Source organism: Phaeobacter sp. A36a-5a (genome assembly GCF_037911135.1).
Classification (GTDB): Bacteria; Pseudomonadota; Alphaproteobacteria; order Rhodobacterales; family Rhodobacteraceae; genus Phaeobacter; species Phaeobacter bryozoorum.
Genome location: NZ_JBBLYU010000005.1, coordinates 60696 through 86071, shown reverse-complemented (window position 1 = coordinate 86071; position 25376 = coordinate 60696). Strand labels below are relative to the sequence as shown.

The following is a 25376-nucleotide window of genomic DNA, read 5'->3' as shown; positions in this document are numbered from 1 at the left end:
CTGCATCAGGAAAGTCCGGTCATTCCGTCCTAAGGTCTCAGCCAAAGCCGGTGCCACATCCAATCGAAAGTTTGAAAACAGCGCCTCAGGATTTCTGAGGCAGACCTGCGCAGCCGGCTTGATCAACGGGGTTCCAAAACGCGCCGAGGGGAAGCCTCAGGATTTTCGATGTGCAATTTCGACCGCCCGCTGCCAGCCTGCGCAGGCTTAAACAAGCGCCGCCATAATCTACCTATTAATCCGAGGGAACAGGCAATGACCGGAACCGGAGCCTCTCGATACACGCAGGAGACAACCATCCCCAGCAGGCCGACAGGTCCCCGGCATATCTGTGTCGCAGGCGCCTCCGGTCTTGCAGGCGCGCATATTACCCGCGCAGCCCTTGCACTCGGTTGGCGCGTGACCGGTACACTGCGAGATGCGACGGACAGCTCAAAAACCATTCACCTGATGGCCCTGCCCGGTGCCAAGGAGCGGCTCCGACTAGTCTCAGCAAATACTGCTGATCCTGAGAGTTTTGCCCCCGCGCTTGATGGTGCCGACGCATTGGTGATCGCCTGCCTGCCCTCCATCCGCAAAGCGCCTGATGGGACTGCTGCGGGTGACCTGGATCGGGAAACGGGCCTGGAGCATTGCGTAATACCCGCACAATCAGCCTGTCACAATCTGATCGAAGCAGCACATCTGAGCGGTATTTCCGATATCGTCCTACTGTCGAGCACGGCATCCGCCGAGCCAGAGAACGCGCCCCGGATCAAAAATGAACTGCGACACCACTCCGATTTCGAGCTTCAAATCCAGCAGCGGAAATTCATCGCCGCACAGAAAACGGCAATGGAAGTTGCGGCGGCGCGCCTTGCACAGGACCGGGCTTTGCGTCTGATTATCTTGCTGTCAGGTATGATCGTCGGACCCGGTGTTCTGCCCTGCCATGATCAAGGGCATATTCTGGGGCGCCTCCGTGAGATGGCGGTCGGGGCGCATCCTTGGCATCATCAGACGCCAAAGGGGTCCATGTCGCTGATCCATCCCTCCGATCTGGCGGCGCTCTGTCTGGCCGCCTTGCAAAAACCGGGGTCCGAGGGACGTTATTTCGCAGTCGCCAGAAGTTGGCAATGGACCGAAATCTACAGCGAAATCGCCAAATTTGTTCCAGTAGGTGCCTTGCCAACCGCTGTCCCCAAGGGGACAGATCCCGTGCCGCCGACGCAGTTTGACTTCACCAGACGCGACAGTCTTGCAGTGCCACGGCACGGGTTGGCAGCTATGATCGCCAGCTTCTTTCACTGGTTGGATCGTCATGACCATCCAGACTTCGGCAAGGTTACCGCCGGCGCGCATCCGACAGGGGCTACCAACCGGTAGCGGCTATCACCGGGCAAGATCAGACCGCATCGCTGAGGTCGGGAAACATGTGGCCCGCCGCCCAGCCGCCTCTTGCCAGCGGCCGATCGAACGACGGGTCTTGAACCCCGCGAGCCCGTCGGCGTCGCCGACGTCATGGCCAAGTCGCTCCAGCCCGCGCTGCATCGCCGCGACGTCAGATCGCAACATGTTGTCGACCTGTCCCCATTGACCTTGGAAATCTCCGACGCCAAACTGAATGCGGTCACCGACATGCCCCACAAAAAGCGCATAGAGGTCGCTCTTGTTGTAGTCTTTCAGCACATAAAAGTTCGGGGTGACCAGAAACGCGGGACCATTCCGCCCAGCGGGCAGCATCAGATAGGCAACGCCGTCTTGTTCATGCTGCGGAAACGGCCGTCCAGAACTGCGCCGGACACCCAGCTCTTCCCAGTCACGGATGGTTTGCCCCTGATCCGGGCCTTCTAGGGCACATGAAACCGCATCCGGCAGGGAAACCTCAAACCCCCAGTCTCGCGATTTGTCCCAGCCATGGCGCGCCAGATAACCACCGATAGACGCAATTGTATCTGCCTCGGAACGCCAAATATCAGCACGACCATCGCCGTCGCCGTCTTCGGCAAACTTGAGAAAACTGGAAGGCATGAACTGAGGCTGGCCCAATGCGCCAGCCCAGCTGCTCTTCATCACATTGCCCGGCGCATGCCCGGCCTCGGCGATCTGCAGGGCTGCAATCAATTCCTGGCGAAAATAGGGAGCGCGGCGGCTCATGAAGCCCTTGGTGCCCAACACCTCAAACACATTGTGAGGGATCTTCACCTGACCATAGCCGCTCTCGCGCCCCCAGATCGCCAGAATAATCCGCCCCGGTACTCCGGTACGGCGTTCGGTCTGTTGCAGGGCAGCTGCATGTCGCTTCGCCATCCGGCGTCCGACCGACGTCGCACCGTCAACGGAGCCGCGATTGAAGTAGCGCCCCGGCGCGCCAAATTCCGCCTGACGCTGGCGACGGGGAGGGTTGGCCTTAGTGCCCGGGGGGACCAGATCCGGCAGATCCCAGTTCAGTTTCACACCGGAAAACGCAGTATCGAAGGTCGTCCGTCGAACGTCGGCAGCCTGTGCCTCGGGCCATATCTCCTGCAGCAGCCAGCGCTGAAACTGGCCCTCAACCTCTGCACGATCCAGAGCCGATGCGGCCCCCAAGGGGAGCACGCAACAAAACAGAAAACACAGTAAACGAGCCACCACGCTCAACCCTCCCGCCAATCGCAAAATGAACGCGCAACAGGCTGCCCTATTGCCGTCGGAACTCGTCAGACGCCCGCAGCCGCCAGTGGTCATTTCATCCGGCGGAGACCGGAACTTCAAGGCTGACTTTCTTGCGCCCCATTACAACCGAGGTCCGGAACCGTCGCACATTTGAGTCTTCGAAAAACAATCGTTTGGTCAGTTCTTCAAAGGCCTCCATATCAGATGCGGTGCAAATCAAACAGAAGTCCGCTTCGCCGGTCAGATAGTAGCACTGCTGGACCATCGGTTCGGATCCGGCCCGGCGGGTGAACGCGTCGATCTGATCGAGGCGCTCACGCTCCAGCTCGACCATCACCACAAATGTCATGGGCATACCAACCTTGGCTGGATCGACAAGCGCGATCTCACCGGTGATCACCCTGCGCTCGCGCAGTGATTTCAGCCGCCGCTGAACCGAGGCCGCAGACAACCCTGCCTGAACCGCAAGTGATTCCAGCCCAAGCCGTGTATTGCGCTGCAGGAGTGTCAGCAGGGTCACATCAGCCTTGTCGAGTCTTTCCCCCATACTTGCCCCTCATGATGCAAGAATTTCTCGTAATGTACCCAAATTTGATCGGAATACAGCAACAACCTTTCCTAGACTGGCCCCATGAACAAGATCAATGTCACGCTCGACCCCGCCCAGCCCCAGCAGATGCTGACCGCCTGCCCGGCCTATCGCCCCTCGCCGCTTGTCCAGCACGAGGTCGACGGTCAGCAGGTGTGGATCAAGGATGAAACCAACAGAATGGGTCTTGGGGCCTTCAAGGCGATGGGCGGTGTCTATGCGGTAGCGCAGCTGCTGATACGCGAAACCGGTCTGACAGCGGCGGATCTGGCCAGTGATCGCGGGCGGGCCGCTGCTTCAGGGGTTACCTTCGTCTGCGCCAGTGCCGGGAACCATGGCATGGCCGTCGCCGCCGGGGCACGTCTTTTTGGCGCTAAATGCCGGATCCACCTGGCCAAGACTGTACCTGAGGATTTCGTGCAGCGGCTCCGAGCAAAAGGGTCTGAGGTGATACGCTCCGGCGCCACCTACGAAGAGAGCATTGCAGCGGCTATCAAGGATGCCGCAGAAAGCGGCGCAGTTCATCTCGCAGATGGTTCCTGGCCCGGCTACACCGAGCCACCCCGACTGGTAATGGAGGGCTATACGGTCATTGCACAGGAAATGCGCGACAGTTTTGCACGCTCTGGTCAATGGCCGACCCATGTCTATTTGCAGGCCGGCGTCGGCGGTCTGGCCGGTGCTATAGCTTATATGATCCGTGCAAACTGGGAAGTTCAGCCTGAAATCATCGTTGTTGAGCCGGATGCCGCGCCCTGTCTTCAGCATAGCGCGGGGGCGGGCGAGATTGTGACGGTTGAGGGTCCGGTCTCCAATATGGGGCGGCTCGACTGCAAGACACCCTCAATGCTTGCCTATGAGATTCTGTCAAAGACCGCTGATCGCTATTCCACTATTTCCGATAGGGCCGCTCTCAGCGGCGTTGATGCCGCCGCAGACCTCGGAATCCCCAGCACCCCGTCGGGAACAGCAGGCCTAACCGCCCTTTTGCATGACATCAAGGTTGGCACATACCCTGAGATGCGCCCATTGGTGATCCTATCAGAAGGCAGGGTCGAAGATGCCTGATCTGGATCTTGTCGCCTTTCGTCGCGATCTCCATATGCACCCGGAGACCGGGTTTGACCTGAACCGCACCTCCGATGCGATTGCGAAGGTGCTGGAAACGGCAGGATTGCAGGTCACCCGCGGGATCGGCGGGACGGGGGTTGTCGCCACGCTCCGACGCGGCGGGGACACCACGGGGGTTGCTCTGCGTGCTGATATGGATGCGCTCCCGATTGAGGAAGCCACGAACCTCTCCTATCGCTCGCGAACGCCCGGGCGATTTCATGGCTGCGGTCATGACGGGCATAGCACGATGCTCCTGGGCGCTGCCCTTCGCCTTGCAGCTGACCCAACATTCGACCGCACCGTCCATTTTCTGTTTCAACCAGATGAGGAGAACGGCACAGGCGCGGCCGCGATGATTGCCGATGGTCTGTTCGACCGCTTTGACATCAGCCGGATCTACGGACTGCACAATATGCCGGGGCTGCCAATCGGCCAGTTCGCAACCCAGGCCGGCCCGTTCTGTGCCTTTGAAGATAACTTTGAAATTAGGATTACTGGGCGCGGCGGCCACGCCTCGATGCCTGAAAAAGCGATTGATCCGATTGTGACCGGGGCCGCAATCGTGACCCAGCTGCAGACCATTACTTCGCGCTCCGTTTCTGCCCGGGATCATTGCGTTGTCTCCGTCACGGATTTTGAAACCGATGGTGCGCGCAATATTCTGGCGAGTAACGTCGTAATATCAGGGGATTGTCGTGGTTTTGAGGCAGATGTCTCTGCCAGGATCGAAGAGAGGATGCGGGCCATTGCCAATGGGATCTCCATGGCACATGGGGGCATCTGCGACGTGGACTACTCCACGTCGTTTCAGCCTCTGGTCAATGAGCCGGAGGCCACAGCGCGTGCCGTGGCTGCGGCTGGACGGGTCGGCAGCGTTGACCCCGCTTACGGGCGTGTCGGGTTTTCGGAGGATTTCGCCGCGTTCCTGCAACATCGGCCCGGGGCATTTGTCCTGATGGGCAATGGCACAGAGGGTTCGCACGCCATGCCGTTGCACAATCCCGGGTATGATTTCAACGATAATGCCATCGACGGGGGCGTCTCCTATTGGTGCGGCTTGGCCCGCTCAGGATAATCCGCTGCTATTACTCGGCTCAAACGGCAAGGTAAACACCACCCGCATGCCATTGGAGCCATCCACCTCGGTCGTCCCCGCATATTTCCCAACCATGCTGCGGATCATCCGCCAACCGAGTGACCCGGACCGCTCGGGCCTGGCATCACCCTCAGCCAAACCATGCCCATCATCAGCAATCACCAGCCGCAATGCCTCGTTCTGCTCTGTCAGTTCGATCAGGATTTCCCCATGATCCCGCCCGACAAAAGCGTGCTTGTAGGCATTTGTCAGCAACTCGCCCGCCAGAAGGCCCAGGTCAATCGCCATCGAGCTCGGGATTTCGATGTCATCGCCGCGAACTTCGACCGCCACCTTCAGGGCCTCTGAGTTGAACGCCCCTTCGGCATTGGCCGCAACCTCCCGCAGGAAAGGCAATGCCTGCAAGTGATCGACCCGCGCGGAGCGCTGCAACTGCTCATGCACCCGGATGACGGATTGAACACGTGCCTCCAGATCGGACAGCACAGATATCGTCTCCTCAGACTCGGCCCCACGTCGACTCATTCGGATAAGGGCACCGATCAAGGCCAGATTGTTGCCGGTGCGGTGATGCACTTCCTTCATCAGGAGATCACGCTCCGTCAGTGCCTCAAGCAACATACGGTTCTGCTCCGCCAATTCTGCGGTCGGATCTGCGCCGCGTATCTTGCTGATGGCCTCTGTCGCGGCCTGCGTCGCCTCGCTCATCTCATTGCTTCTCAACGGGCTGAGAAACAGCAGCTCTATCTCCGTACCCTCCGGGTTGCTGCGCACCGAATGATGATCCGCGAGGCGTGACAGACCGCGCAACCCCAGCCCCAGACCCGCCCGGGCTGACGCTGCTGCGGCGCGCCGTCCGCGCATGATATCATCAAGTCCCTCTATCCCCGGCCCCTGATCCGTGATGGTGGCCCGTAGCGCCACCTTGTTGCTTTCGTCCCTCAGGCCGAGCCGAACCCGCCCGCCGCTGGCATGCTGCTGTGCGTTGCGCGCAGCCTCAAGCAGGGCCGTTACCGCCCGCGTTTGGGCAAACGTGCCGAAATGCAGCGCTTTGGTAATCGCCATCGCAATAAATCGCAGCCTCAGAACATCCTGTTCCGTGTCGATTTTCACCGTTATCAATGCCGTAGACACGAGGTTAGCTCTCTTTCGCGATTTTGATGACCGCCAGACCCGCGTCGTCGCGTCCACGGAAGTTCTCAGCCATAAGTTTCCCCGCAATCAGCAAGGCTGAACGCATCAGCAAAGCGGGTTTTTCGTGCAGGTCTCGTAAAGTCAGAAGACCGTCACTGTGCAAGATAACCGTATCACCGGGCAACAGGTCGATCTCGTCCGAAAACGGCGCAACCGGACCGGCACCAAGACGACCGTCACGGGTCGCAAATCGCTTGGTTTCGCCCAGTCGGGCGCGGATTGTCGCGATATTTCCAACGGCGGCGTAGGACATGCGCCGACCGTCCGCAGCCACGGCGACACAGGCCGCAACCGCCCCGCGTGTGGCGGCGATTTCATCTGAAATATCTGTCAGCGTTGTCGCGGGGGTCCGGCCTCGCCTCTGGGCAAACCCATGCACCACGGCATCGGCGGCGTCAGCAGCGCGATGTCCATGGCCTAGACCATCACAGAGGATCAGATCCAGCCGCCCGTCCGACCGCGCATTGTGACGTACACAGGCCAGATCCCAGCCGTCCCCGCAGCGCGTTTCCGCCGGATGCGTCACCAAAAGCCCCGCAACCTCCATCGCGGCAGGTCGATAGGGTGTCTGCCGGAACTCACAGGCGACCACCGTGCCTTCGTCGCGGGTCGAATAGATATCGAAATGGTCCGACAGGCGCTGCATGGCGCCAAGACCAAGCCCCGCCGAATCCTCGCTGCTGATACCGTCCCGCATCATCTTTTCCAGACTGTCGATCCCCGGCCCCTGATCGACAACAATCAGCGCCAGACGCGGGCCCTCGACCCCCGGCATGACCTGCATCAGGCAGCGACCGCGCTTGGCATAGCGCAAAACATTGGTCGCCGCCTCGCTGGCAACAATTGCGATTTCCTCAATCCGGGCGCGTGAAAACCCGGCCGTCTGCGCCAGCTGACGTGCCGTGCGACGACAGACCGAAACATCGCTCGGATCGGCAAGGGGCAGCCAGTGGGTCATATGCGAGCCATCATTGTCACGCGTGTTCCTCTACCATATTCGGTCACGACGTCGAACACATCAGCCAAACGCTGCGCACCGCCAAGACCGCGCCCCATACTGCCTGCGGTGCTGAACCCGTCCCTGAGCGCCGCGTCCAGATCAGCGATACCAGGTCCATTGTCGATACACACCACGCTGATTGCGGTGGGGTCACTGTGCATATAGATACACGCTTCGCCGCCGCCACCGTGCATGATAACATTTCTTGCAATCTCGCTGACCGCTGTGACAAATCGGGTTTTCTGACCCGCGCGTGCACCGCGTCGTTCCATCTCTCGGCCAGCCATTCGGCGCACATGAATAACGTCACGGTCCCTAATCAGCGCACATACGCCAACCAGAACACCATCCGTGGGCATCATCCCCGGCTCTACGCCCGCAGATCACGCAGGGCATGTGTGAGGCTCAGCGCGGTCTTGCTTTCAGAAAGATCCATACCCAGTTCAACCAGCGTCATCGCGACCGCCGGACGCATACCCACGACATAAGTCTGCGCATCCAGCAGCTTGGAGACACCGGCCAGCTGCGCCAGAATACGGCCAACAAATGTATCGACAATCTCCAATGCGCTGATGTCCATCACAACAGCCCGAGCCGCATCAGCCACCACACGTTCGGAGAGCGCTTCCTGCAGATCCAGAATATCGGTATCCGAGATATCTTCCTGGATTGCCACCAGCAGCACACCTTCGACAAAGTAGATGGCCGATGCCGCAGACATGTCAGTGGTCCTTCTTTTTGACGATCGCGTAGCCGACCCGATCCAACGCATCTGCCAACCCATTGCGAATGGTCGAGCGGGTGGTCACTTCACCGACATCAACGCCCAGCTGCACCATCGTCTGGGCAATGGTCGGGCTGATGCCGCTGATAATACATTGCGCGCCCATCAGCCGCACAGCCGCTGCCATACGCAGCATATGCTGAGCCACCTGGGTATCGACGGTCTGCACGCCGGTCAGATCAACGATCACCACTTCCGCCTCACGACGTAAAATGGTTTCCAGCAGGTTCTCCATCACCTCCTGCGCGCGCGCTGAATCCATCGTCCCGATCAGAGGCAGCGTCAGCACCTTGTCCCATAGTTCGACCACAGGCGTGGACAGCTCCTGCATCTGGTCGCGCTGCTGTTCGATGATACGATCCCGCTCGGCGATGAACACTTCGGCGCAATAGACCGCAAAGGCATCAATCACCCGGCTGATGAACCAGATTTCTTCGACAAGCTGGCTGGGAAAATCGGCGAGTTTATCTTTCAACCGGTAAAAAATCGGCGCTTTGAGCGCCAGCACAAAGGAGGCCATATCACTGGGCGTCACACCCCGTGAACTGCGCTCCTGGGTGACTTCGACCAGCACGCTGCGCAGCTCTGCCCAGGCGTCGCTGGAGAGATCAAATCGATCACCGGTGGCACCGTTTTCGATCCCCGAAATCAACGCGCGCATCAGGCCACTGGTCTGCTCGCGCCCCTCTTTATGGCTGAATAGATCGGTCCGCTGCACACCTTCATCGCTCTGGGTCGTGATCCAGGCGCTGACAATCTCTTCAAAATCATGCTGCAAGATTGTGAGTACAGTTTCAGTAGCGGTTTCGGTCATCTCTACCTCGTTTGGGCTGGGGACCCGGTATCTGACGACCCGGAAGCTCCGCTGAATTGGTCGATTGATAGCGCTCCCTTCCCCGGTCTGTAAACATAGATATTTTGCAATAACTGAGACGGCAGTGGAAATTTTCCTTTTTTTCTGTGAGGATAGAAGACTACGATCATATCCCGACACACCCGATGATCTGTCGCTCCACAAAAAAGGCAAAACATGTCCGCGCCGCAAACAGCCGCTATGATCGCCTTCGACAGCTTTCTTCTGCGCTGTTGTCTTGCCGTCGCTCTGGGGCTGCTGATCGGACTGGACCGCGAGATAAAGCACAAACCTCTGGGCGCGCGAGCCTATATGCTGATCTGCCTGGGCTGCTGTGCCTTGACCATACTGACGCTTAACCTCGCCGCAGCCGCTGAAGAGGGGACCGCAGCCATTGATCCGTCACGAACCATTCAGGGTATCGTCGGCGGCATCGGGTTTCTTGGTGCTGGTGCCGTTATGTCTACGACAGAAGCGGGCAGACTTCGCGGTGTAGGGAGCGGTGCCGCAATATGGGTTGTCGGCGTGGTGGGGATTGCGGTTGGTTTTGGCTTCCTTGCCGAAGCCACAGCGGTTGCGGTGCTGTCGTTTCTCATCCTGACGATCGTGGATTGGGCGCAACAGCACCGGCCAGATCTCGACAATGCCAAGGATGACTCGCAGGACGACAACTGACCACCGCCGACTGGGCTGGCGCAAATACTGCACCAAATCACCGATCTGACGCGAGCAGCAATTGCATCTTCTCCCCTGCACCATATCTTGAAGCAAGCAAAAGGGAGCACTGCGAATGACCACTCGGCACCCCGGTCAGCCCTCGGACCGCACAAGCGGCCATACCTCCGGGCTGAGCCGCAGCGAGGCACGCGCCGCGCAAAATGCTCGCGATCTCGAAAATCACCTCAGCTGGCTCGACAGCATCACCGGCACCGCTCTTGGCGTGCTGGCTGTCGCATCGGGGATCTACACCTATCTTGGGGTTTCTTCGTTGCTGGATGATACCGGCGCGTTCTCGGTGATTGCGGCGCTCGCCTATTCGGTTGCGGTCTCGGTCGGGATTTTCGTGTTCTGGTCCTATATGATGCGGCTAGTTCCAACCGTACGCACGGCGGCCGCCCGCATTGGCCTTGTGCTGTCAATGGCGCTCGGTTCGCTCGCGATAATCGCCATGTCGTCCTGGCTCAACGCCGCAGCGCTCGCCGGTGCAGCCGCGGTTGAACAGCATCTGGCAGTAACTGTTCAGGACTACCAGACAGCCCTGGAACGTGCGGATGAAATCACCCAGAGCGGCCAGAGCCTTGCCCGTGACGTCGCGCGGGTGCGCCAGACCTTCGTCGACCTGTCCGAGCAGGAAGCAACCGGTCAATTGTCCGGTTTTGCCGGTCAGGGCGCGGTCTTCCGGTTGCTCCGTCAGAAATCAGATGAGCTTGCAGCGCTAGAAACCCAGATCACCAGCCAGCAACCGCTGGTCGAATCCGCCTTTGATGAAGGCAACGCGATCCTGTCTCGTATGCGCGCCCTGACGGTGGAACAGGGGCCGGTCGCGCAACGGTCGGTGCAGTTTTCCGAGGAAGCGGTTCGTCTGGCAAATGTGATCACCCAGTTGCGACAGCTATCGGTTGCCCCTCTGGTGCAGCGCGCGGCGCGGGATCTCTCCGATAGCGTCGTCACCCCCGAGCTGGACGGATCGGATGCCGCCACGCGGCAGGGCCAGCAAGCCACCATCGACAGCGTCCGACGTGTGCTGGCGCAGCGCGCCGACGGGCTGGGCGCTGCTGCTGCCGCCGTATTGGGCATGACGCCCCCGCGCGATACCACATATACTCCGGTCTCCGCAGCTGATGCGGTTATCCTATATGCGGGGAACTTTGTGCCTTCCTGGGCCGGCGCTATCGCGATTGATCTGCTTCCGGCCGTCCTGGTTCTGATTATCGCCATCACACAAGCTGCTATCCGCGCCGGACGCGAAGGTGCAGCAACCGAAGACACCATGACGCTGGCCGAGTTGCGGGCCGCCGTTGCAGCCATCCGCGATATCGACACCTCTCTCGAGCGGGCTGCATCAACCACCGCGGCCCAATCCACTCCGACCCCAGATGTGACCGCTGGCAGTTCCGCACCGGGTATCGCCAATCTGGGCGGTAAACGCCGTGCCGACTGACCGGGCAGACCATCAGCAGGACCTGGCAGTGACAAGGCGCAGACGGTCGCCTGACACTTGGCGTGTGCTGCGCTGGGTGCTGGCCGCGCAGTTTGTGTTCGCTGCCATATTGCTAGGCACAGATCTGGCACAGATCGTCCCGCAGCTGGCGTGGCCATCACCCGCACCCGCCCTGACAGCACCGATTGGTCCGGGCGACCAAATCCGGCGGTATACGCCCGATCAGCTGCCGGATCGCGCCCCAGCGCCGGGCAGCAGACCGCTACCCGACACCCGGGACATGCCGGACCGATTGGACATCGCAACCCCAGAATGGGAGGGTGAGCCGGTATTGACACTTACAGGGCGGATCGCCGAAGGCGACGCCGCACGGGTCGTTGCCTATCTCGACGCTCTGGAACGCCTCCCGACAGAGACGTACCTCAACAGCCCCGGCGGGTCAGTTTACGACGCGCTTGAAATCGGTCGCGCATTGCGTGCGCGCGAGATCGCCACCGTGATGACCGCCAGCGACATATGCCTCTCGGCCTGCCCCTATATTCTGGCCGCAGGTGTCACGCGACATGCTGATCCGGATGCGATGATCGGTGTACATCAGCACTATTTTGGGCAGAACACCGTGCTCCCGGCGTTTATCGCGGTGGAGCAGATCCAGCGCGGCCAAGGCGAGGTCATGGAGTACCTTCAGGACATGGGGGTGGATCCATTGGTCATGCGCCATGCGCTGGTGACGCCATGGGATGAAATCTATCTGCTGACCCCCGCCGAGCGCGCGACCTACCGGCTCGCGAGCGAGCCTGAAAGCCAAGGGTAGGTATGCCTTTTTCCAGCGGATGGGCTGGCAAATTATCGCCGTCGAAACCTTGCAGGGCGTCGATGATCCGCTAGTGTTGTCCCAAATGAATAACCAGCAGGCAGGCAGATGAGCATTTCACGACGCGGTTTCGGAATTGGACTTATGGCGCTTAGCCTCGGGGCTTGCAGCGGTGGCACGACCAGTAGCGTGACGTCAGGCAGGGCCAGCGGTCTGCCTGCCGATCTTCGCCCGGTACCAAACGCAGCCTACGACGCCTGGGTCGCAGAGTTCCGCCAACGCGCTGCGGCTTCAGGGATCAGCAACAGCACGCTCAGCACCGCCTTTCGCAGCGCAGGCTATCTGCCAGGTGTCATCAAACGCGACCGCAACCAGACCGAGTTCAAGCGCAGCCTCGAAGACTATCTCTCGATTGCCGCCTCGGACGAACGGGTGAGCAAAGGACGCGCGGCCTATGCACGCCACCGCAATACGCTCAACGCGCTGGAGCAGACCTATGGCGTCGATGCCGAAATCATTGCCGCAATCTGGGGTCTGGAGAGCTTCTTCGGAGAGCGCCGGGGCGACGTGCCGGTCATCTCAGCAACATCAACCCTGGCATTCGACGGTCGGCGCGGAGCGTTTTTTGAGAAACAGCTGATCGCTGCCCTGAGAATATTGCAGAATGGTGACATCTCGGCAGCCCGCATGACCGGCAGCTGGGCCGGCGCCATGGGGCATACACAGTTCATTCCAACATCCTATCAGGCCTTTGCCGTCGATTTCACCGGCGACGGCCGCCGCGACATCTGGTCGGATGACCCCAGCGATGCTCTGGCCTCAACAGCGGCCTATCTGGCCCGCAACGGCTGGACACGGGGTCAGCGTTGGGGCCGGGAGGTGGTCGGTTATGCGCCAACCAGTGGCACTATCATCCAGCCGCAGGCAGGCGGTCCAAGATTTGCCGTCACCAGCAACTTCCGCGCGATCAAGCGTTATAACAACTCTGACGCCTACGCGATTGGCGTCGGCCACCTCGCTGATCGTATCGGCGGTGCGGGGCCGTTGCGCAGCAGCTTTCCGCCCGATGCCAATGGTCTGACCAAGGATGATCGCATCCAGCTGCAGAAGCGCCTCACGGCAAAGGGCTTTGACACAGGCGGTGCAGATGGTGTCATCGGACCGAACAGCGAAGACGCCATTCGCGCCTACCAACGCAGCCGCGGCCTGCCAGCGGACGGCACCCCATCCCAGGCACTGCTGCGCGATTTGGGTTAGGATATCGCCAGCTCGCAGGCATGTGCGCAGCCAGTCGGGATGTGCTTCGGCGGCAGAACGTAGATGCACCGCCGAAGCCGCATATTGTCAGAATATAAAATCACCGGCATCGAGGTCGCCGATATCGACCCCGAGAAGGGTGATCGTGTTCCCAAGACCATCCGCAATCACGGCGTTATTGCCGTCCTGCGTCAGATGGTTGTCACGAAGATCCGAGAGATCCGAAATTTCGACGACAGCTCGCAGATCAATTTTTTCTGCATCACTTCCCGCAGCAAAATCACGGACCGTATCATCGCCAAAATTACCACGGAAAATGAAGTAATCCGCTTGCGCGCCACCGATCAAAAGATCGTTTCCATTGCCGCCGAACAACCGATCGATACCTGCTCCACCCAATATGGTATCATGGCCAGAACCGCCTACCAGCCGATCGTTACCCGATCCACCATCCAGCCTGTCGGCACCGCCTTCACCGTATATCGTATCATGGCCTTGCGCACCGTTCAGAACATCCGCCTGACGTCCGCCCTTAAGCAGGTCCGACCCCCAACCACCGCGCAGCAGATCTGCTCCGCTACCACCGAATAGAACATCCTGGCCGGATCCTCCGTTGATCGTATCATCACCGGACCCGCCACGGATAGTGTCATCACCGATATCTCCCTGCCCCGCGATGAAGACATCATCGCCAGCCGACAGAGCGACCTCATCGCTGCCGATAGTACCGGTGAGGATATCATCGGCTTCAGTTCCAACGGGCGTTTCACCGCCCGCGATATTCATAGCATCTACAACAAGAGTCCCGCTATTGATGCCTGCAAACTCGGCGCGCAACAGGTCAAACCCCTCGGTAATATCCGAGGGTTCAATCATCGCCACAGCGTCAAGAATGGCCTGTTTTTCTGCGGCCGTAAGCTGGTCAGAGATAAATGGCGTGTTTAGCAGCTCCGCGATCTGATTGATCAGATCCTGCCAGTTGATCGACAAAATCGCCTGCTCGGCCGCGTCGATGATAATAAGAAATTCTCCAACAGTCAGCTGCGTCACATTGCTCGCGTTGAATGCTGCAAGCAAATCGGCATTACCACTATAGGCGAGCGTACCACCAACGTACTCGAGCCACTCTTCCAGTTCCAGAATATCATTCAATACTGCGTTCGGCATCTTTACTCATCACTCCAGTATCGCAAAAAACGCGACCCCAACCGGTCAATATATCGCAAACTCAGCATAAGTTCGCGATGGTTCACATGATAAGATGCCTCGAAAATTCTAGTCAAGGATCGATATACGCGCGTTTCACCCGTATCGCGCTCATCACATCCTTTTGGGCATCGCATCTATCCGGCCTACCCCCTGTGGCGACCGATCCCGGACGAAGCAATTCTGATACCTCATCTGAGCTAATCAGTGAAGAATTGCCTGCCGGGGTTGAAAGCGTGGCTCGCACGGCCCAGTTAGTGAACGTACGTTCATTCAATTACGGTCTTGGAATGCAACCTTCATCCACCGCCCGTCTGCAAGGCCTAGATCTTGCGCGCTATTTTGCCTTTGTCGGAATGGTCATCGTGAATTTCAAGATTGCCATGGGGGCTGAGGGGGGCAGCGGCCTCGTTGCGCTGCTCAGTACGGCGCTTGAAGGGCGCGCGGCGGCCTGCTTTGTCGTTCTTGCCGGTGTCGGGCTTGGTCTGGCGGCAAGGAGAGCAACCGCCAGCATCACTGTGACGACGTTAAGGCGTGCTGCATTTCTGCTTAGCTTGGGGATGGTGAACATGCTGATCTTTGAGGCAGATATCCTGCACTATTATGCTGTATATTTCTTTTTCGGAGCGGTCTTACTCGGTGCGTCCACAGTGCGCCTCGCCTGGCTCATCGTGATGCTGATCCTGATGTTTCCGGCAATGATCCTCGTCCTGGACTACGACACCGGCTGGGACTGGCAGCTCTACTCCTATGCCGATCTCTGGACGATCCGTGGTTTCCTGCGCCATTTGTTTTTCAACGGCTGGCACCCCGTCGTACCGTGGCTGGCGTTTCTCCTGGCTGGCGTTCTTCTGTCCAGAATGCCGCTGCAAAACCGGCGGTTCCAGATCTATCTGGTCTTCTTCGGAGCCATCACCAATGCCGCAGTTGAAAAAACGAGCGCCATCGCCGTCCAAAGCCTGCGCCAAGTCGACCCTGACCTGGCCGATTTGGCGACGACACTGCCAATTCCTCCTATGCCGCTCTATATGGTTGCTGGTCTTTCCACCGCATGTGTGGTGATCGGTGGCTGTCTCCTGCTTGCACCAATTCTAACCCGCATTGGCGTGATGCAGGCACTTGCGCCCGCTGGGCGCCAGACACTGACGCTCTATCTGGCTCATATTCTGATCGGTATGGGCATCCTGGAAGAGATGGGGCTATTGGGCGGCCAATCCCCCGAAACGGCCGTGTCAGCAGCCCTTGTTTTTTGCGCTGCCGCGACGGTTTACGCATATCTCTGGTCACGCTACGCCAAACATGGCCCGGTCGAGATGGCTATGCGCAGATTGGCCGGGTAGCCGATGATACCAACAACGCCTGCCAGAAGCAGCGCCTACGATTTGGCAAGCGCATCGACCAGATCGGCTTTGGACATGTCGGAGCGCCCCGAGATCCCCTGATCCTGCGCCCGTTCATAAAGCTCCGCCTTCGTATGGGCGTTCAAGGCAGCCTTGCTGCCCTTGGCGCGCCCGTTCTCATCCGTTGCCTTGCGGATCGCCATCATCAAGGCATCCTTGTCCATATCCGAGCGACCTGCGATATCAAGATCCTGTGCCCGCTCATAGAGCATGTCATAGGTTGGGCCACTTTCCTTGATACGCGCTACCTTCTCCTGCACATCCTCTGGTTGGTCGGAGAATTGTTCCTGGCCATCGCGGGTATCGCTCTGCTTCTTTCGGGTCGAGCGCCGGTATTCTTTTTCGGTCAGGATCATCCTCACCTCTTTTGGCAGATACCGCTCTCCGGTCTCGCTGCTATCGGCCCCGGATTTGGTCCCCCAGTCCTCCTCGCTCCATTGATTGAGGTCAGTATCTTCCTGATCGGGACCATCTTCGGCATAGGTACCACCACGGCGCTTGTATTCCTGGACGGCCAGCTGTGCCTTGCGGGCCGACCATTCCCCCGGTTCGCCGCCCTTGCCGCTTTTGGTGAGGTCTTCTTTCACTTCTTCCCAGAGTTCAGGGTCGTTTTTCTTCGCTGTGGTCATTGGCCTCTCCTATGTCAGGAACACCCATCGGATTTCAACGGATCATGCCCCCAGTTCATCAGCGAGTATCGCCACCGGCTGTTTTCAATGTCGTCCTCGGGTCCGCCCTGGGTGCAATGTCGTCTGACATAGCCAACAACCTTAGCCATGTGTTCATAGTCTTCCTGACTCAGGTCATCCTTGTTCGTGCGTTTGATCTTGACGATCCGACGTCCAGACGCATGTCCCGTCGACTCGCCGTTGTCACTGTCGCCAACCGATTTGCTCTCTTCGGTCTCCAGCCAGCGCTCCAATTCAGCAGGCGCCATATTGACGGCTGTTTTCCACTGGTCCCAGATTTCGGCTTTGCTTTTGGATGACATGACCCATTCTCCCAGATCCGCTCGATGAGAAACGCGCAAGAGCTGGTTTCGTTCCGATGGCCGGTACAGCCCGCCTCAGGTGGAGATAAACCTGACTGTGCCGAGATCGATTTCAGCAGCTGTCAGCCGCCCGGTTGCGAAGGCACCAGTATCCAAGGCGATCCGACCGTCGGCAACAGTAGGCTCAGTGACGATCCAATGGCCATGAACAACCCAAATATCATCCTTGCGGCGTCCCTTGCGGGCATCTGGGCAACCCCATAGCAGCTGTTGCCGGAATTGTTCTGACACCGGAGCGCCCGGATCCGCACCGGCATGGGCCATGAATATATTACCGGATTGGCAACAGGTGGGCAGACCCTCTACCCAAGCGATCATCTCTGGACCCATCGCTGCGCGCAGCGCAGCCGCTCCCTGCTCCAAACTGGCGGCCGATGAATGCTCCGATATGCCGGTGACACCAAAACTCGCAAGCGTTTGCAGCCCGCCATTGCGCAGCCAGATTGCGGCATGTGCAACCGGGTCGATCAGAAAATCCAGCAGCATGGCTTCATGGTTTCCCATCAGGGCAGTTGTATCCGGCCGGTTCATGAGACGGCGCAGAACTGCGGCGCTCTGTTCGCCGCGGTCGATGTAATCGCCCAGGCAGACCAGAGGCAGCGCCGGATCAAGCTGCTCCAGAAGGCGGGCCAGCAGATCGTCGCATCCGTGAACATCGCCGATAACATAAAAACGCAATTCTGGATTGAGAGCTGCAAAATCTTGTGGTTTTCGCCGAATTCCGGTAATTAACCTTTTGAACATAATCGCTGCTCCCTGGGGGCCTGATGCTGTCATAACCGGCAAATCTGCTGGTCTAGTGTTAGGCGGGGTTGGGAGCAGTGTGAAGAAGCACCGCCGAAAAAGGTGGGCACGACGAGGCTGGGTGGGAATGCGGGGACACGCAATTCTTATGATTGGCTGCCTGGGTACGCTCAGCGGCCCGCTGGGTGCCATTCAGGCTCCGGCCCAGACACTATCGACATATGGAACGCCCGGATTGGTCGATATGCCGACCGCAGAGGTTCTGCCCGACGGAACCATCGCGCTGACCACCTCAAACTTCGAGAACACCAGCCGCAACACCCTGACGTTTCAGATGTTGCCGAATATCTACGGCAGTTTTCGCTATAGCTTTCTGCGCGGTTTCGACGTCGGCGTCGACCTTAGCCGGTATGACCGCAGCTTTGATATCCATTTTCAACTGCGCGATGAAACAGCGGCGGGACCGGCTATCGCCCTTGGCCTGCGGGATTTCGGTGGGACCGGCGTCTACGCCAGCGAATACCTCGTGGCCACAAAACATGTCACTCCCGATCTGACCGTCACCGGCGGGATTGGCTGGGGTCGGCTTGCCGGGCGCGGCAGGCAGCGCAATCCACTGACGGCACTCGATGGGCGGTTTGATACACGACAAGATTCAAACGCCGGCGGCATATCCACAACCGGACAACTGGACTTTGGCAATTGGTTCCGCGGCGACGCCGCATTGTTTGGCGGTCTGCGCTGGGATGTAACTCCGCATTGGTCGCTGACCGCCGAATATTCCTCCGACACCTATTCAGCCGAAGCTCAACGTGGGCTGAATGACATCCGTTCACCTGTCAACATCGGCGCATCCTACCGCTTCGACAACGGAGTCACTTTGGGCGGCTCTTATCTCAACGGATCGGCCCTCGCCGTTCAGCTGAGCTATGCGTTTGATCCGCGCCGCGCCGCTGCTCCCGGCGGTCAGGGAGCCGCCGCGCCTGCGCTGAAACCGGAAGAACAGGTCGCCCTGGCCAGCTGGAACCTCGCCCAGGGCGAAACCGGATCCGCCGAGCCTGCCCGCCTCTACGGCGTGCTGCAATCCCAGCTTGAGTCCGAGGGCATCCGGCTGCTCAGCTTCGAACGCGTGGGCAGCCAAGCGCGGATCACGGTGGAGAACATGCGCTACGGCGCCTCCGCGCAGGCTGTCGGTCGGACCAATCGCGTTATGGCAAATACCCTGCCTCCGCATCTGCAACAGTTTGAGGTCACGCTGGCCGAGAACGGCCTGCCCACGACCCGCGTCACCACGCAGCGCAACGACCTCTACGAGCTGGAAGGCGATCTGGATGGCGCCTGGCGGAGCCTTGCCCGTGCAGATATCGAAGACGCCCCAGAGCCGATCCCCAACAGCGCTGGCATCGACGCTTTCCCTTGGTTCACCTATCGCTTCGGGCCTTACACGCAGCTGTCTTTCTTTGATCCAGATGAGCCGCTGCGCTACGAAGTCGGGGCGGAACTGCGAGCCGCCTATCAACCTGCGCCCGGCCTGACCTTTGCCGGACAGCTGCGCCAACCGGTGATCGGCAATCTCGACGCCTCCGCCCGCCCGTCAAATTCGGTCTTGCCGCGGGTCCGCTCGGACTGGGCCCGCTATGCGTCGGAATCCGATCTGCGCCTCAGCCATCTGACAGCCGATTACGTCTGGCGCCCGCATCAGGATCTGTTTGCGCGCGTCACTGCAGGCTATCTCGAGCAGATGTTTGGCGGCATATCAGCAGAGGTGTTGTGGTTCCCCGTTGGCAGCAGCCTGGCGTTAGGAGCCGAGCTTAATTATGTCCGGCAACGCGATTTCGACGTCCAGTTCGGATTTCAGGACTACGACGTCGTGACCGGTCATGCCTCGGTCTATTACAAAACGCGCGGCGACTATCATGTTCAGGTCGATATGGGCCGGTATCTGGCTGGTGACTGGGGCACCACCGTCACCATCGACCGTGAGTTCAACAACGGTTTCAAGGTTGGGGCCTTTGCAACGCTGACAGATACATCCTCCGAGGATTTCGGCGAAGGCTCCTTTGACAAGGGCATCCGTATTGAGGTGCCCGTTGCCTGGCTCACCGGCAAACCGTCGCGGCAGAGTATCACGCAGGTTATCCGCCCCGTGCTGCGCGATGGCGGCGCGCGGCTCAACCTGCAGACACGTCTCTATGAAAAAGTGCGCGACAGCCGTGGGCGCGCGCTTGCCGCACAATGGGGGCGTTACTCCAGATGACGATCACCCGACAGCTCCACCACCTGGTCATCAGCAGCGCTGCTATTGGCTGCCTGATCCTCGCAGCCTGCACAAATGACGAGCGTGAGATCCTGACCCTTCAGCAGCTGCGGCAGGGCGGTCTCTCCTCTGCCATACCTCACGTCGCGGAGCTGGCCGAGGCTGGCGCAGAACAGATGCAGGTTGGATTTCTCCAGACAGGAAGAAGCGGCGTGATGCTTCGGGAGACGGAGCGGGCGGGTCTGGTGACCTGGCTGTCCTCGGACGGTGCCAGCCTGCAAACCGACCGGGGTCTGCTGCACGCAACCCGTGGCTTCGGTATCGGTCTTATGGCCGTTGAACAGGATCAATCCCGTGGACGGATTTTTGCACATGCAGAAGGTCCGGCGCTGCGCTTTCACAGCTATCTGACCGGAAACGACCAGGTTGAGACCCGGACATATCACTGCGAAATCAAGGATCGCGGCCCCCGCACCCTGACCATTGGCGACCAGCAGATTGCGAGCCGTCTGATGGTCGAAAACTGCCAAAACCCTGAGCAGCGGTTCCTGAACCTCTATTGGCTGCGGTCATCAGACAACAGGTTGATCCAAAGCCGCCAGTGGACCGGGCCGTTTATCGGCAATTTGACAACGCGACTGCGGGGAACGCCATGATCCGCACACCCCTATCGCATCCGACCAACACCACCCCACCCCGACCGGAGGAAAGACCTTGCGCCTGATTTCTATGATCTGCTGCGCCACAATTGCGCTGGCAGGATGCTCGACCATCTACCGCAGCTCTGACGTTATCCCCGGCGCCGGGGATGGCACGCAGGTGCGTGTGGTTCCGCTGAATGGCGAAACCGTGATCCAGGCCAACCGCGCGCCTTATGCGCCGCAATCCCTTCCGGATGCCTATGCACGATCAGCGGGAACCGGCGCGGGCCTGGTTGGCCGCGGGGCGGGCCGCCTGCCTGAGGCACCCTCAACTCAGGAAGGTGCGCGCAATCAACGCCTCGCCCTGAAGCCCCCCCCTTCCGTACCGCAGATGCCCTATCAGATCGGGGTTGGTGATGTCGTGATGCTGGCGACACCGTCCACGCGCAACACGCTTGAGCAGCTCACCGGCCTGCTTGCCGCGCAAAACAGCCGTAACGGCTATACCGTGCAGGATGATGGCTCTGTCAACATACCCGACGTCGGCCGCATCCGCATCGGCGGGCTGACCATCGAAGATGCCGAAGAGCTGCTGTTTCAGAAACTGGTCGAAGCGCAATTCGATCCGACATTCAGCCTTGAGATCGCCGAGTTCAATTCACGCCGCGTTTCGGTTGGCGGTGCCGTCGGCAAACCGGGCGTGCTGCCGATCACATTGACGCCGCTCTACCTCAGCGAAGCCCTTGCCGCAGCAGGCAGCGTGTCCGTCCCAGATATTGATGTCAGCTCGGTGAGGATTTACCGCAACGGCGACCTCTACCAGATCCCGCTGACGGATTTCTATGCCAGCCCCGACCTGCAGAACACGCGTCTTGTCTCCGGCGATGCGGTATTTGTCGACACGGACTTCAACCTAAACCGGGCCGAACGCTTCTTTGAACAGCAAATTCGCCTGAAGCAGACAACTCTGGCTGCCCGCGCGCAGGAGCTGAGCGAGCTGAACACCGCGATCACCCTCCGCCGCAGTGATAATGCCGAGCAACGCAGCACCTTCGAAGCCCGCGAGGCGCTGGGTGCCAATGGTCGCGATTACGTCTATCTGACCGGGGAGGTCGACAATCAGACACGATACCCCCTGCCGTATGAGCGTCAGGCCACGCTGGCCGATGCACTCTATGATGCGGGCGGTGGAATAGCCCGCGAAACCGGTGACGTCTCGCAGGTCTATGTGCTGCGCGCCTCCAGCGATCCGCGCGAGTTCGGCGCGGTTACCGCCTGGCATCTGAATGCCAGCAGCGCCGCCAATCTGACACTCGCGACAAAATTTCAGCTGCGCCCGGATGACGTGATCTTTGTGGCCGAAAACCCGGTCACAAAATGGGGTCGCACCCTGCGCCAGATCACCCCGTCGCTGATCACCACACCTGTTGCGGCAGCAGTCAATTGACCGACCTGACATCGACAGGACCGGTCACCCGCCTCATGATCATCACTTTGATGGTCCTGTCTTTGCTCGGGTCACCCGGTGCTGCTCAGACCGTTCAGCAGGACGATGATCAGCTAGAGTGCGAGGATGAACGGGATGCGGAAGAGGACGAATGTCTGCTGCTCGTTGAGCCGGTCGTGGGCCAGTTTGCCCCAATGATCGCACCTGCTATGGGCCTGCTGGGGCTTGCCTTGGTGGCGGGACTTGCGGCCTCCGGCTCGACCAGCACGACCAGTACGGATTAGTCGCGCCGATGCTTCACCGCATCTATGCGCAACCAATCAGCAGCCAGGCGAAGGTCCGCACATAGGCTCTCGGTGTCACGGCTGCGCTGCTCAGGATCTGGGCTCCGCAACAGATACGATGGATGCAAGGTGATCAATACCGGCGTGCCGTCGGCGCGATGTTCGATGGTGCCACGCCGCCGCAGAATGTCCGCACCTGATCCCAACAGAGCCTGCGTCGCGGTGGCACCGAGCGCGAGGACCAACCGCGGCCGGACCTGTTCCAGCTCGGCCCGGAGCCAGATCTTGCAGTGCTGGATCTCCGATCCATCGGGCCGCTGATGTATCCGCCTGCGCCCTCTTGGCGTGAATTTGAAATGTTTGACCGCATTGGTGACGTAGGCTGCCTGTCGCGGCAGGCCGGCCTCCGCGGCCAATTGGTCGAACAGTTGCCCAGCGGGGCCAACAAATGGACGCCCCGCCAGATCCTCGTGATCACCGGGCTGTTCGCCGACGATCATCAACGCGGCATCTGTCGGCCCTTCACCGGGCACCGCCTGCGTGGCCGACCGGTGGAGCGGGCAGCGCGTGCAGCTGTTGATGGCCTCCGGCAGACCCCCAGCTGCTCCTTGCCAGACAGGGTTGGCCGCAGGTAGTCGGGTCTGTACCCGCACAGCCCGCAACGGTGGCAGAGTTGGCGCCGCCTCAGCCATCGCCCGCGCCCGCGCCGGGGCCGAGGCGATCAGGTCAGGGATAGCGACGGCCTCCGGCATGTTCTGCCAATACTTCTTGGGCATTTCCGATTGCATCGCCTGCACCTTCAACCGCGCCGGATTGAATATATTGCAGAAATAAGTGATCCACAGCGCCTCGCTCGCGTCCTCCGGCAGGTCGGGCCTTGGCTGCCCCGGTTCAAACCTGAGTTGCCCACCCTCGAATATGGCCGACACGTCAGGTGTCAGAATACGCCAGTCCATATCGGCAAAGCGGCGGGCAAAGAATGTAGCGGTCGGCTCCACCGTGTGATGTGTCGGCTCAAACCACGCCGCAAAAGATCGGCGCGGCGCGTCAGCGGCACCCAACTCCCGAAACCGAACAAAGGCCTTCATCTTGTGCTGACAGCGCGATACCGATTTTTCCATATGGCGCAATCGCGCCATATCCGCGTCAGCCCGATCGCTCATCAACCCGCGTTCACTGCGTAGGCGCCAGAGAAACCCGTAGAGCCGGGCAAACCGGTTCGGATCACTATGCCAGACGACCTTATCGGCGAGGGTAACAAAGCCGCGCGGGACCTGGACCTCTCCGCCTGAAGGCGGTCGCGCCTCTGAGGCGAATAGATCCGGCGCGGCGCATTCATTGTTCCACAGGATGGCGTCAGGTGGGATATTCTGCGCCAGAAACCCTCGCGCCGCCCGACGCCAGGCCTCTGCCGTCCCGATCGGGGGCATCTCAGCATGATACATCAAAACAGGGCCAATTGTTCCGGCGGCGGCAGAAACCGGGCCCGCAAATCCGCGCTGTCGGTCAAACCGCCCGGTGTCCACCCGCCAGCAACGACAAAGGCACGCGCCTTCTTCATCGAGGCCCCGATACGAACCAGATCTTCGTATCGCAGCATCCGATGCCGTCGCCTGCTGAGCATCCGCGTGACCGTTTTGACCCCGAACCCCGGAACCCGCAGCAGCAGTTCCCGGCTGGCCCGGTTCACATCCACCGGAAAGATCTCGCGATGTGCCAGCGCCCAGGCCAGCTTGGGATCGACCTGCAAATCCAGATTTCCATCCGGCGTGACCGATGTGATCTCATCGAGCTGAAAATCATAAAACCGCAGCAGCCAATCGGCCTGATACAGCCGGTGTTCACGCTGCAGCGGTGGCGAGATCAGCGGCAGCTTGGCCGAACTGTCGGGGATGGGCGAAAACGCGGAATAATACACGCGCTTCAATTTGTAGCTTGCATAAAGCCGGGTCGATTGCCTCAGCACCATCGCATCATTTGACCCATCCGCCCCTATGATCATCTGCGTCGACTGACCTGCGGGCGCAAATCGCGGCGGACGCCTGCCCGTATAGCTCGCCTCCCTGGCTGCATCAGCGCGCATCCGGACGTCTCCCATCGCCTTGCGGATCTGGCCGGGATCTTTCTCCGGCGCATGTTCACGCACGGCGGCATCGCTTGGCATCTCGACATTGATCGACAGCCGATCCGCCAGAAGCCCAGCTTCGGCAATCAATTCAGGGGCAGCATCGGGAATGGTCTTGAGATGAATATATCCGCGAAAATTCTCCTCATGCCGCAGCTTTCGCGCGATCTGCACCATATCTGACATCGTCGCATCCGGGGACCGGATGATACCGGAGGACAGAAACAGACCTTCGATATAGTTGCGTCGGTAGAATTCTATCGTCAGCTTTACAACCTCATCGACAGAAAACCGCGCGCGCGGCACATTGGACGACACCCGGTTCACGCAGTAGGTGCAGTCGTAAATGCAAAAGTTGGTCATCAGGATCTTCAGCAGGCTGATGCAGCGACCATCCGGTGTGTAGGCATGGCAGATGCCTGTACCCTCATTCGAGCCCAAGCCCTTCCCATCGCGGGAGTCACGTTTTGTCGATCCCGAAGACGCACAGGACGCATCATATTTTGCGGCGTCGCTGAGGATAGCGAGCTTTTGATCCAGCGTTTGTCGAGTCATATGTTCTATATATGTTCCCACCACAAAGAAGGCAATCCAACCAGCAGCGCACCTTAGGTCAAACCAGCAAAAGACAACCGCGACCTCGCGTCCTGGCGATTGACGGGAACCCAAACCACCAAGCCACGTTGATCTTGCAAGCCATAGGCAAAGAACTCCCCTCCTGCCGTC

Annotated in this window: 25 protein-coding genes; 12 read left to right on the top strand and 13 right to left on the bottom strand. The window is 59.8% G+C overall.

All coding sequences use genetic code 11. The features are described 5' to 3' along the window. Positions 1 to 255 precede the first annotated feature (255 nt). Entirely contained in the window at positions 256 to 1365 is a 1110-nt protein-coding gene (locus WLQ66_RS17475) for an NAD-dependent epimerase/dehydratase family protein (RefSeq protein WP_340547615.1), read from the top strand. 6 nt (positions 1366 to 1371) lie between these two features. On the opposite strand, the gene WLQ66_RS17470 is transcribed toward WLQ66_RS17475, so the two are convergent. Both WLQ66_RS17470 and WLQ66_RS17465 read right to left on the bottom strand, forming a co-directional pair. Next, entirely contained in the window at positions 1372 to 2613 is a 1242-nt protein-coding gene (locus WLQ66_RS17470) for a lytic murein transglycosylase (RefSeq protein ID WP_340547614.1), read from the bottom strand. A 94-nt stretch (positions 2614 to 2707) separates the two neighbouring features. Next, positions 2708 to 3181, bottom strand: a complete 474-nt coding sequence (locus tag WLQ66_RS17465) for an Lrp/AsnC family transcriptional regulator (RefSeq protein ID WP_340547613.1) — start codon at positions 3179 to 3181, stop codon at positions 2708 to 2710. A gap of 84 nt (positions 3182 to 3265) precedes the next feature. Here WLQ66_RS17465 and WLQ66_RS17460 point away from each other — a divergent pair, with 84 nt between their 5' ends. Both WLQ66_RS17460 and WLQ66_RS17455 read left to right on the top strand, forming a co-directional pair. Then, the gene (locus tag WLQ66_RS17460) at positions 3266 to 4291 is read left to right on the top strand and encodes a pyridoxal-phosphate dependent enzyme (protein ID WP_340547612.1); all 1026 of its coding nucleotides are present in this window, start codon (positions 3266 to 3268) and stop codon (positions 4289 to 4291) included. Further along, a complete protein-coding gene (locus WLQ66_RS17455; protein ID WP_340547611.1) occupies positions 4284 to 5411 on the top strand; it encodes an amidohydrolase in 1128 nt (375 codons plus the stop codon). The genes WLQ66_RS17460 and WLQ66_RS17455 overlap by 8 nt, the downstream gene beginning before the upstream one ends. On the opposite strand, the gene WLQ66_RS17450 is transcribed toward WLQ66_RS17455, so the two are convergent. From WLQ66_RS17450 to WLQ66_RS17430, 5 genes are read right to left on the bottom strand one after another with little or no spacing between them, the layout of a single operon-like run. After that, entirely contained in the window at positions 5403 to 6566 is a 1164-nt protein-coding gene (locus tag WLQ66_RS17450; protein WP_340547610.1) for a sensor histidine kinase, read from the bottom strand. The two genes, WLQ66_RS17455 and WLQ66_RS17450, sit on opposite strands and share 9 nt — an antisense overlap. 4 nt (positions 6567 to 6570) lie before the next feature. Beyond that, positions 6571 to 7584 carry an ATP-binding protein gene (locus WLQ66_RS17445; RefSeq protein WP_340547609.1) on the bottom strand — a complete coding sequence of 338 codons (1014 nt, stop codon included), beginning with the start codon at positions 7582 to 7584 and terminating at the stop codon, positions 6571 to 6573. Next, positions 7581 to 7988 (bottom strand): ATP-binding protein, encoded by a 408-nt coding sequence (locus WLQ66_RS17440; RefSeq protein ID WP_340547608.1) that lies wholly within the window; start codon positions 7986 to 7988, stop codon positions 7581 to 7583. The genes WLQ66_RS17445 and WLQ66_RS17440 overlap by 4 nt, the downstream gene beginning before the upstream one ends. An 8-nt stretch (positions 7989 to 7996) precedes the next feature. Next, the gene (locus tag WLQ66_RS17435; RefSeq protein ID WP_340547607.1) at positions 7997 to 8347 is read right to left on the bottom strand and encodes an STAS domain-containing protein; all 351 of its coding nucleotides are present in this window, start codon (positions 8345 to 8347) and stop codon (positions 7997 to 7999) included. A 1-nt stretch (position 8348) separates the two neighbouring features. Next, positions 8349 to 9224 (bottom strand): STAS domain-containing protein, encoded by an 876-nt coding sequence (locus WLQ66_RS17430; RefSeq protein ID WP_340547606.1) that lies wholly within the window; start codon positions 9222 to 9224, stop codon positions 8349 to 8351. Positions 9225 to 9440: 216 nt separating this feature from the next. Here WLQ66_RS17430 and WLQ66_RS17425 point away from each other — a divergent pair, with 216 nt between their 5' ends. The 4 genes from WLQ66_RS17425 to WLQ66_RS17410 all read left to right on the top strand — a co-directional run bounded on the left by WLQ66_RS17425 (position 9441) and on the right by WLQ66_RS17410 (position 13495). Then, positions 9441 to 9938, top strand: coding sequence for an MgtC/SapB family protein (locus tag WLQ66_RS17425; protein WP_340547605.1), 498 nt, complete (start codon positions 9441 to 9443; stop codon positions 9936 to 9938). 115 nt (positions 9939 to 10053) lie between these two features. Then, positions 10054 to 11424: a hypothetical protein gene (locus WLQ66_RS17420; RefSeq protein ID WP_340547604.1), complete on the top strand. Its 1371-nt coding sequence runs from the start codon at positions 10054 to 10056 to the stop codon at positions 11422 to 11424. Positions 11425 to 11452: 28 nt separating this feature from the next. Continuing rightward, the gene (locus WLQ66_RS17415; protein ID WP_340547603.1) at positions 11453 to 12238 is read left to right on the top strand and encodes a COG3904 family protein; all 786 of its coding nucleotides are present in this window, start codon (positions 11453 to 11455) and stop codon (positions 12236 to 12238) included. Positions 12239 to 12346: 108 nt separating this feature from the next. Next, positions 12347 to 13495 carry a lytic murein transglycosylase gene (locus tag WLQ66_RS17410; protein WP_340547602.1) on the top strand — a complete coding sequence of 383 codons (1149 nt, stop codon included), beginning with the start codon at positions 12347 to 12349 and terminating at the stop codon, positions 13493 to 13495. Positions 13496 to 13582: 87 nt separating this feature from the next. Here WLQ66_RS17410 and WLQ66_RS17405 read toward each other — a convergent pair whose 3' ends face one another. Further along, the gene (locus WLQ66_RS17405; RefSeq protein ID WP_340547601.1) at positions 13583 to 14662 is read right to left on the bottom strand and encodes a calcium-binding protein; all 1080 of its coding nucleotides are present in this window, start codon (positions 14660 to 14662) and stop codon (positions 13583 to 13585) included. A gap of 194 nt (positions 14663 to 14856) precedes the next feature. Here WLQ66_RS17405 and WLQ66_RS17400 point away from each other — a divergent pair, with 194 nt between their 5' ends. Then, on the top strand, positions 14857 to 16041 hold the full coding sequence (locus tag WLQ66_RS17400; RefSeq protein ID WP_340547600.1) for a DUF418 domain-containing protein: 1185 nt from the start codon (positions 14857 to 14859) through the stop codon (positions 16039 to 16041). 35 nt (positions 16042 to 16076) lie between these two features. Here WLQ66_RS17400 and WLQ66_RS17395 read toward each other — a convergent pair whose 3' ends face one another. The 3 genes from WLQ66_RS17395 to WLQ66_RS17385 form a co-directional block, all read right to left on the bottom strand. Next, positions 16077 to 16730, bottom strand: coding sequence for an aspartate-semialdehyde dehydrogenase (locus tag WLQ66_RS17395; protein ID WP_340547599.1), 654 nt, complete (start codon positions 16728 to 16730; stop codon positions 16077 to 16079). Positions 16731 to 16744: 14 nt separating this feature from the next. Continuing rightward, positions 16745 to 17092 carry a DUF3140 domain-containing protein gene (locus WLQ66_RS17390; RefSeq protein WP_340547598.1) on the bottom strand — a complete coding sequence of 116 codons (348 nt, stop codon included), beginning with the start codon at positions 17090 to 17092 and terminating at the stop codon, positions 16745 to 16747. A gap of 75 nt (positions 17093 to 17167) precedes the next feature. Then, positions 17168 to 17929, bottom strand: coding sequence for a metallophosphoesterase (locus WLQ66_RS17385; protein WP_340547597.1), 762 nt, complete (start codon positions 17927 to 17929; stop codon positions 17168 to 17170). 94 nt (positions 17930 to 18023) lie between these two features. Here WLQ66_RS17385 and WLQ66_RS17380 point away from each other — a divergent pair, with 94 nt between their 5' ends. From WLQ66_RS17380 to WLQ66_RS17365, 4 genes are read left to right on the top strand one after another with little or no spacing between them, the layout of a single operon-like run. Next, positions 18024 to 20153 (top strand): YjbH domain-containing protein, encoded by a 2130-nt coding sequence (locus WLQ66_RS17380; protein ID WP_340547596.1) that lies wholly within the window; start codon positions 18024 to 18026, stop codon positions 20151 to 20153. Continuing rightward, complete coding sequence (locus tag WLQ66_RS17375; RefSeq protein ID WP_340547595.1) at positions 20150 to 20809, top strand: YjbF family lipoprotein; 660 nt, start codon at positions 20150 to 20152, stop codon at positions 20807 to 20809. The genes WLQ66_RS17380 and WLQ66_RS17375 overlap by 4 nt, the downstream gene beginning before the upstream one ends. Before the next feature lie 58 nt (positions 20810 to 20867). Further along, entirely contained in the window at positions 20868 to 22241 is a 1374-nt protein-coding gene (locus WLQ66_RS17370) for a polysaccharide biosynthesis/export family protein (RefSeq protein WP_340547594.1), read from the top strand. Beyond that, the gene (locus WLQ66_RS17365; protein WP_340547593.1) at positions 22238 to 22525 is read left to right on the top strand and encodes a hypothetical protein; all 288 of its coding nucleotides are present in this window, start codon (positions 22238 to 22240) and stop codon (positions 22523 to 22525) included. Before WLQ66_RS17370 ends, WLQ66_RS17365 begins: the two co-directional genes overlap by 4 nt. Here the strand turns inward: WLQ66_RS17365 and WLQ66_RS17360 are convergent. Together WLQ66_RS17360 and WLQ66_RS17355 are read right to left on the bottom strand one after the other, a co-directional pair. Next, positions 22522 to 23970, bottom strand: coding sequence for a UdgX family uracil-DNA binding protein (locus tag WLQ66_RS17360; protein ID WP_340547592.1), 1449 nt, complete (start codon positions 23968 to 23970; stop codon positions 22522 to 22524). The genes WLQ66_RS17365 and WLQ66_RS17360 overlap by 4 nt on opposite strands. After that, positions 23970 to 25205: a putative DNA modification/repair radical SAM protein gene (locus WLQ66_RS17355; protein WP_340547591.1), complete on the bottom strand. Its 1236-nt coding sequence runs from the start codon at positions 25203 to 25205 to the stop codon at positions 23970 to 23972. The genes WLQ66_RS17360 and WLQ66_RS17355 overlap by 1 nt, the downstream gene beginning before the upstream one ends. Positions 25206 to 25376 lie beyond the last annotated feature (171 nt).